The 6,948-nt window shown below is 32.1% G+C and carries 9 protein-coding genes; 3 read left to right on the forward strand and 6 right to left on the reverse strand.

What is annotated here, in order from left to right; all coding sequences use genetic code 11:
* On the forward strand, positions 1-306 hold a 306-nt coding region (locus GC105_RS16290; RefSeq protein WP_152806956.1), incomplete at its 5' end, for a transposase.
* A gap of 482 nt (positions 307-788) precedes the next feature.
* Positions 789-1,400: a hypothetical protein gene (locus GC105_RS16295; protein ID WP_152806958.1), complete on the forward strand. Its 612-nt coding sequence runs from the start codon at positions 789-791 to the stop codon at positions 1,398-1,400.
* 219 nt (positions 1,401-1,619) lie between these two features.
* On the opposite strand, the gene GC105_RS16300 is transcribed toward GC105_RS16295, so the two are convergent.
* Positions 1,620-2,384, reverse strand: coding sequence for a MerR family transcriptional regulator (locus GC105_RS16300; RefSeq protein WP_152806960.1), 765 nt, complete (start codon positions 2,382-2,384; stop codon positions 1,620-1,622).
* Between the two features lie 148 nt (positions 2,385-2,532).
* Between GC105_RS16300 and GC105_RS16305 the strand changes: the two genes are divergently transcribed.
* Entirely contained in the window at positions 2,533-2,964 is a 432-nt protein-coding gene (locus GC105_RS16305; protein WP_343030067.1) for a DUF2383 domain-containing protein, read from the forward strand.
* Between the two features lie 176 nt (positions 2,965-3,140).
* Here the strand turns inward: GC105_RS16305 and GC105_RS16310 are convergent, their stop codons facing one another.
* From GC105_RS16310 to GC105_RS16330, 5 genes are all read right to left on the reverse strand, one after another.
* On the reverse strand, positions 3,141-3,521 hold the full coding sequence (locus GC105_RS16310) for an iron chaperone (RefSeq protein ID WP_152806962.1): 381 nt from the start codon (positions 3,519-3,521) through the stop codon (positions 3,141-3,143).
* Between the two features lie 34 nt (positions 3,522-3,555).
* Positions 3,556-4,605 (reverse strand): polysaccharide deacetylase family protein, encoded by a 1,050-nt coding sequence (locus tag GC105_RS16315; RefSeq protein WP_152806964.1) that lies wholly within the window; start codon positions 4,603-4,605, stop codon positions 3,556-3,558.
* Positions 4,606-4,622: 17 nt separating this feature from the next.
* On the reverse strand, positions 4,623-5,363 hold the full coding sequence (gene yaaA / locus GC105_RS16320; RefSeq protein ID WP_152806966.1) for a peroxide stress protein YaaA: 741 nt from the start codon (positions 5,361-5,363) through the stop codon (positions 4,623-4,625).
* A gap of 204 nt (positions 5,364-5,567) precedes the next feature.
* Positions 5,568-6,029, reverse strand: coding sequence for a helix-turn-helix domain-containing protein (locus tag GC105_RS16325; protein ID WP_193708465.1), 462 nt, complete (start codon positions 6,027-6,029; stop codon positions 5,568-5,570).
* 50 nt (positions 6,030-6,079) lie between these two features.
* Entirely contained in the window at positions 6,080-6,550 is a 471-nt protein-coding gene (locus GC105_RS16330) for a hypothetical protein (RefSeq protein WP_246169881.1), read from the reverse strand.
* Between the last annotated feature and the right edge of the window lie 398 nt (positions 6,551-6,948).

Below are 6,948 nucleotides of genomic sequence, written 5' to 3' on the forward strand. Positions count from 1 at the left end.
AAAGAATCTGGTAATTTTAAAGGTACAAAAATTTCTATGTCTAAACGTGGGTCTCGCTTTGCTAGAAGAGTATTGTTTACAGCCGCTAGGTGTTCCATTAGCTCTGTTAATGAGAAAGCTGTTAATCCAGTACTAAAACAGTACTACGAACTAAAAAAACAATCTAAACCTAAAAAAGTTGCCCTTGGTGCCGTTATGCATAAAATCACTAACTTCATTTTTGCTGTACTTAGAGACAACCAACCTTTTGTTATTAAATCTGTAGACGAGCATTGTACGGATTATCAGAATAAACAAATAGCATAAATTTATATTAATTTTATATTTCTTAGCTAATGTTCGTATTTTCCATTGGCTTGTTTGCTATGCTTATTTTTATACAATACATTTTAATTCTTATTTTAGATGTTTTACTTGACTTTGCTTAGCTGGTCTACCGCGGTTAGGTTCTCGTTGTCCATGGGCGAACTCAGTTCGCGCCTACCGGGGTTAGGTTCTCGTTGTCCATGGGGCGAACTCATCGCCATTACCGGGGTTAGGTGCTTTACGTAGGGATGAACTGTGTTCGTCCGATATGCGGAGCATCGTGGGAGTATACTATATGTTATATTATACCATTTAGTTATAATTAATGTGGGGTAAATTATATTTCTATTATCTTGAATTTACTAGAAATATATGGGATAATTTTAATAAGCTTATAATAAATAGTTTTTGTCTAATTTTATTATAATTAATCGAGTAAAAATAAGGTGAAACGAACTAAATAGTGGAAATGAGGATAAATAATGAAAAAATCAATATTATTAAGTTTTATTTTATTGTCAATTTTCGCATTTTGGGGTTGTGCAAATGATCAGTTGCGAAATGAGTTTGGTGATTATTATATTTCGCCAGCACAACTAACAAGTAATCAGGAAGAGCTTTTAGATCTCACTATAGATTCAAATGAGAAGGGTATGATTTATGATTATCGTGTAAGTGAGAATATAAAATCAATTCTTTTTGAGGTGACTGAATACTCCTACGGTGATAATCCTATCGTGGTTAGTCATGGCGAATTATTTTTTTCTGAAACTGAAGGCCAATTCTATCTTTCATACGATAATACAAGTGAAAAACTTAGACTTGCACTGCGAAGTGGTAGTGGTACATCACGAATTACATTAGAATCAGATCCTAAAGATAAAGATAATGATAATCCAAGATCTCAATTATATTTATCTAGTAACTATAAGATCATAGCAGGAGATAAAATCCCCATTTCACTTGTTCTTGAAGGCAACTCTGAAGAAATGTCTATATGGAACATGGAAAAATATTTAGAAGAACCAGAACTATTAAAGGAGTATACTAAGGCACATCTTGTTACTATTACTTTTGGAGAAGATGAATTGTAGTGGTCCAAAAGTTTAGCAATAGTAGTATATCTCACCACGCGTTGAAAATAGTCAAATGATCAGATAACAATACCATTCATGAAACTAATCTCTACTAGACTAATTTTGATTAGAGTCGCAAAATAATATCCTGAAAATGAGTCATCAAATTGTATACTATTTAGATTATTTAGAATATAAAAGCGACTGGATACCCAATCGCTTTTATATTCACTTTTTTTATTCTTCTACTCCTGTAAAAATCCTCATTGCATTTCGCAAAAATACTGTACATCCTGGAGCGATTTTATCATAGTAAGCGGTAAATCGTTCATCGTCAACATACATTTGCACGAGTCCCATATGAGCCTCTTTTGAATATTGATCCCAGTAATTGAGCAACCACATCTTGTGGAGCTCACAAGCTTTTTGAGCTAGTTGACTTGAAGGATCACCTTCTTCATAAGCTGATTTTATTGCTTCATTTAGGTCATCTGTTAGTTTTTGAATTAAGTCGTACTGTTCTTCACTCATATTCTTAATTTTTTGGTTAAAAGAATCTATAGTTCCATTACCATATTTTTCTCTAACTTCTTTGCCATACTTCAGTTCATTCTCTTCAATCATTTTTTTCTTAAATCCTTCAAACTTCTCTTTATCAGACATATAAGTTCTCCCTTCTGTCATAGCAATTGTTTTTTCTACATTTGCTATCAACAATTCTAATTGTTGCTTTTTATCAAGAAGTTTACCATGGTGTTCTCTAAGTGCATCATGCTTATTAAAAGAAGAAGAACATAAAATAGTTTTTATGCTATCTAATCCTACACCAAGTTCTCTATAAAACATTATTTGCTGCAACTTATCAATCTGTGTCTCACCGTAAATACGATATCCGGATGAATTAATTCTTGCCGGCTTAAGAATATCAATTTCATCATAGTATCGAAGAGTCCTTGTGCTGATTCCTGCTAATTCAGCTAATTTTTTTACCGTGTATTCCATGTTATTACCTCCTGACAACTTTATAATAAACCTTTACGCAACGTGAATGTCAAGAATAATTTATTTTTTTTTCAACTTCCTAGTTGTCATATTTTTATCGTCAAAGGGTGAAGCTAATCACAAATAACAGTGAAAGAGGGAAAATAAAGTGCACAAAAATTCAGAAGTATTTAAATCACTAAATCAGCTATTACAAGGTGAGTATATGGCAGTAGAAAGTTTTAATGTGTTTATCTCAAAATTAGATGATGAGAATACAAAAAATTGCTTCCAAAGTATTCAAAAGCAACATAGAGAGAATATCGACATTTTAGCTGAGTATATACAAGATAATGGTGGACAACCTCACGAAAATATTGGATTAAAAGGTAAGATGGCTGATATTAAACTTGATATGGGTTTAGGTTCCAACAAATCTAAAGTCATCAACAAAGCCTTAGAAGGTGAAACTGAGGGAATAAATATGGCTGAAAAAGTTTTAAGAGGCACACTTGATGACAATTCCAGAATAATAGCAGGTCAAATATTACAAAATGATAGAGCCTCAATTGATAAAATCAGGAATCTATCATCTTCATAATACTATTTTAAAGTTAGCCTACCCAATAGACTCCCACTTATTCCGCATTAACAGACACTAAAAGCTCCCACTAAATGAAAAAAAGATAAGTGGGAATTAAGTGTCTGTTAATACGCGATTGGTTCTACTAATATTCAGCAGGAGACGAAGAAAACAATAAGAATGCTTTCAAAAACCTATTTTTTCTGTTTTCGCCAAAATGTTGAACAGTCTGCCTTATCAATTATATTAAACTCGATTATCTTCTCAAGTAATGAGAAATCAACTGGATTATCCCACTGGATACGTATCAACTCTTTGGTATTATCATAACCAGCCTGTACAATTTCATCAGCAAAATGAACAATACCTTCTCTTTCTGGGGCAACAGCCAAATGATTTTTAGACACACTAAAACCAATAATAAATGTACCGTGATCAGTAAACATAGGCTGATTCCACGCAATTTTTGGTATTAAATTGGGAAACTTCTTAGTTATCCAAGCTAAAACTTCTTCCGTTCTAGTCCGATGTTGTGGATTATTAATATTTGCTAAATATTCTGCAAAAAACTCCATGATATTCCCTCCTAAAATGGAAATCAGTGTTTAATTAATTTATTGCTTTAATAAAACTACTCAAGCTTTGTCCATTAGACATCCTTATTCTAGGTAATACAAATGGATCATTACCAGGGTATACTTTTCCATATTCTGTTGTAAAAGCACATAAAAAGCCGGACTGTTCAATTGCTTGTCGGCTAGAATCAGAATAGTCTCCAAATGGATATGCGAATGCATCACTACTGCCACAAATTTCTATAGATTTTTTTAAATCTGCTACTCCTTCTTCTACTGATAAAGCTGTAAATATCCCTCCATGTCCAATGCTTCCCCCAGGTCTATGCATATCATGGGAGTGAGATTGAAAGTTTAAATATCGGCTGCTAAATTTTTCGACTTTTCTTTGCCCATCATTTTTTGTTATAAGAAATGATGTCATAGGTATTTTATACTCATCAGTTAACTGAGACATATATTCTAATGTTTGTTTTCGTCCATCATCAAAAGTTATTACAATACTATTGTCAGGTAAGATTTGTTTCCCATCTATATAATCCTTTACTTCATTCCAAGTAGGAAAGTAATATTCGTTTTCAATTAAATAATCTAATTCTTTTTTAAATGTATTTAAAGATATGTAATTTGAATTTAGTTTTTCTGGAGGATTATCATCATCGTAAATATAATGATACATGCAAATAGCAATACCATTTGTATCCAAATTTATATTAGGTTCAATTATAATATTTCTAGTAGCTAACACCTTCGTGTTATCATTGTCTTTATATATGTACTCTACTTTATGTTTACCTGCCTTATTAAAATCCGGCAAATTTACTTCAATATTCACACTATTGCCCTTACTATCTGTGGCTATATATCCCTGTTCAATATATTCATCCCCCAAAGTAATGACTATATCCCCTTCACCCATTAATTCAAAGGTGACATTTGGTTTTTCTTCATTTTTTGCTTTTCCATCTTTTGGTTCCGTAGTATTTACAGCTTTATAAGTAGAAGTAACATTATTTTGAAAAAATAATATACCTATCATAAAAACAACTAGTACTAGGGCAATTATATAAATATTTTTTTTCATTCTTCACCTCAAAAGTTTTACTTTATAAATACATAGTTATTATCATTTGAAAAATGATCAGAAAAAGTATAATTTAACATATTAAAACTTTTCAGATGCTTTATATCCTCAATTTGATTTTCTGCCATAAATCTTACCATTTCACCCCGAGCCATTTTTACCTGGGTGCCTTTTTCAACCACCTTGTTTCCAATTATTTCTCCAAAAACACAAGTGATGAATTTTGTATCATCTTTAATATAATTGGAGATACACTTACTGTATTCTTTAGATGCTAAGTTTATAATACAATTAGTCCCTGAAAACAGATTGTCAGATAACTTACTTCCCCAATATTCGTAAAGCGACAGTTTATTATTAGCATTTAGCTTTGCCTGCATTTCTAATCTATATGGTATGACCCCATCAAAAGGACGTAATATACCATAAAATCCAGATAGTATCCTCAAGTGTTCTTCAATATATTTGTATTCCTGCATATTAAATATTCCAGGAGCCATATACTGATATTGTATCCCCTCATATGAAAGAATAGCAGGAGTTAAATTTGTATATAAATTCATTCTTTGAATTCGTTCATAATTAAGTGAAGCAATCTTATCGCTACATTTCCACATAGATTTAATAGCTTCATAGTTTAACTCTCTCATATATGCAAGAAGAGTCTCGGTATCTTTTATAAATCCAGGAAGATTGTTATAGTCTAAAGAATCTGTATCCACATTCATTTTCTTGGCAGGTGAAATGATAATCCTCATATAGTCCTCCTTACCCCTAGTTAGTTATGTTTATGCAAGCTAAAGTAGTACTTTAAGTACATAATCTCCCTGATATATAAGTGTTTTGAGTTAATGTATTTTATTAATATATGGTAATAATAACTAATATTTATACTACATTTTTATGAAAACGGAAGGCGTTTACTGTACCATTTATTATTTATCTATAATAATATGTAATGCTCATCTGATTGGTTTATCACCTTTTTTTAGATCATGGATTTCTTCTATAATAATACATGTACAGATAACTATTAAGATCGAAATTATCAGTAGCCCAAAAATCACAATATTTCCTTCCCAACCATTGAAAATTAGGTTAAACGGAAAAAATTGAAACCAAGCTCCAAGATACATAATAAATATAAAACCAAAGTATGTACCGATCAAGCATTTCCCATATGGAATTTGAGATGACCTTGTTGACTTGCACTTTTCATGTATTAAGTCTTCTATAGAAATATTAAAAGTTTGTGACAACCTTATAATCATATCAATATTTGGTTCGGAACTTCCATTTTCCCAACTTGATATTGTCTCACAAGAAACATTAAGTTTTTCAGCTAATGATTCTTGTGAAAGGCCTGCGATCTTTCTTTTCTTTAGTATATTTTCACCAACTATATTTATCTTATTAACACTCACGGCTATGCCTCCTATTGAAAGTTTGACCATCATACAAACTAGAATTTGCATTATTTTATAGCTTTTAAATGCTGGATGTGTATTCCTATATGCCCTATACCAAATATAATAGCAGATACAACAAGCCAAACTACTTTGCCGTAAATACCCAATAGTAAAAAAGCCATCACGGGTAGGATTGCAAGTGGTATGGGGATTCCAAAAATACTACGATAAAAGTTTGCTACTATATAATCATTAGTAAAATATCTAATCCAACAAATCTCATAAAGTATCATTACTAAAAATGATGCTAGCAGCCACAGTCCCCATGTTGAAAAGTGTACAATATCATAATTGCTAAATATTAATAAACTGCATGTGCAGCATACTTGCCCTACGCGTTCACATAATAAGAATATTTTGTTTTCTTGGCTATTGTCATAATCTGTTGGCTGATTTTTACTCCAAATGGTATTTGGAATAATTAACATCAATAGATAAATTAGACCTATATATGAAAATCCTAAATTGCCTAGCAAATGATGCCTCCTCAAAAATCACTACTTATCAAGTTTAGTTAAAAAACTTATATACATTAACATTTTTTATATTTCTTAGTTATGGAAACCACAAGAAACATTCTCGCGGTTACGCGGTAGCCGCCAAATGGTATTGGGGTGGTCTTACATAGGGTCTACTTTATCCTCCGCAGATTACTCCAACCGCTTTGCGGTCTCAGTCGTTGGCACTTGCTCATAGAATTCATATCCCTTTCTCGTGCAAGCACGGAAAATGACATGAATTCTGCGAGCCAATCTGCTACAGATTTCACCTCAGCAGCTCTGCTGCTTCGGTCGTTGGCACTTGCTCATAGAATCCATATCCTTTTCTCGTGCAAGCACGGAAAATGACATGAATTCTGCGAGCCAATCTGCTA

Origin of the sequence: Alkalibaculum sporogenes, from assembly GCF_009362815.1 — a bacterium.
Classification (GTDB): Bacteria; Bacillota; Clostridia; order Eubacteriales; family Alkalibacteraceae; genus Alkalibaculum_A; species Alkalibaculum_A sporogenes.

What these genes read in the sequence shown, in the direction of transcription:
- GC105_RS16300 (WP_152806960.1), bottom strand. Translation starts at nt 2,384, where the DNA reads ATGGAATACACGGTAAAAAAATTAGCTGAATTAGCAGGAATCAGCACA.
- GC105_RS16295 (WP_152806958.1), top strand. Translation starts at nt 789, where the DNA reads ATGAAAAAATCAATATTATTAAGTTTTATTTTATTGTCAATTTTCGCA.
- GC105_RS16310 (WP_152806962.1), bottom strand. Translation starts at nt 3,521, where the DNA reads ATGGAGTTTTTTGCAGAATATTTAGCAAATATTAATAATCCACAACAT.
- yaaA (WP_152806966.1), bottom strand. Translation starts at nt 5,363, where the DNA reads ATGAGGATTATCATTTCACCTGCCAAGAAAATGAATGTGGATACAGAT.
- GC105_RS16315 (WP_152806964.1), bottom strand. Translation starts at nt 4,605, where the DNA reads ATGAAAAAAAATATTTATATAATTGCCCTAGTACTAGTTGTTTTTATG.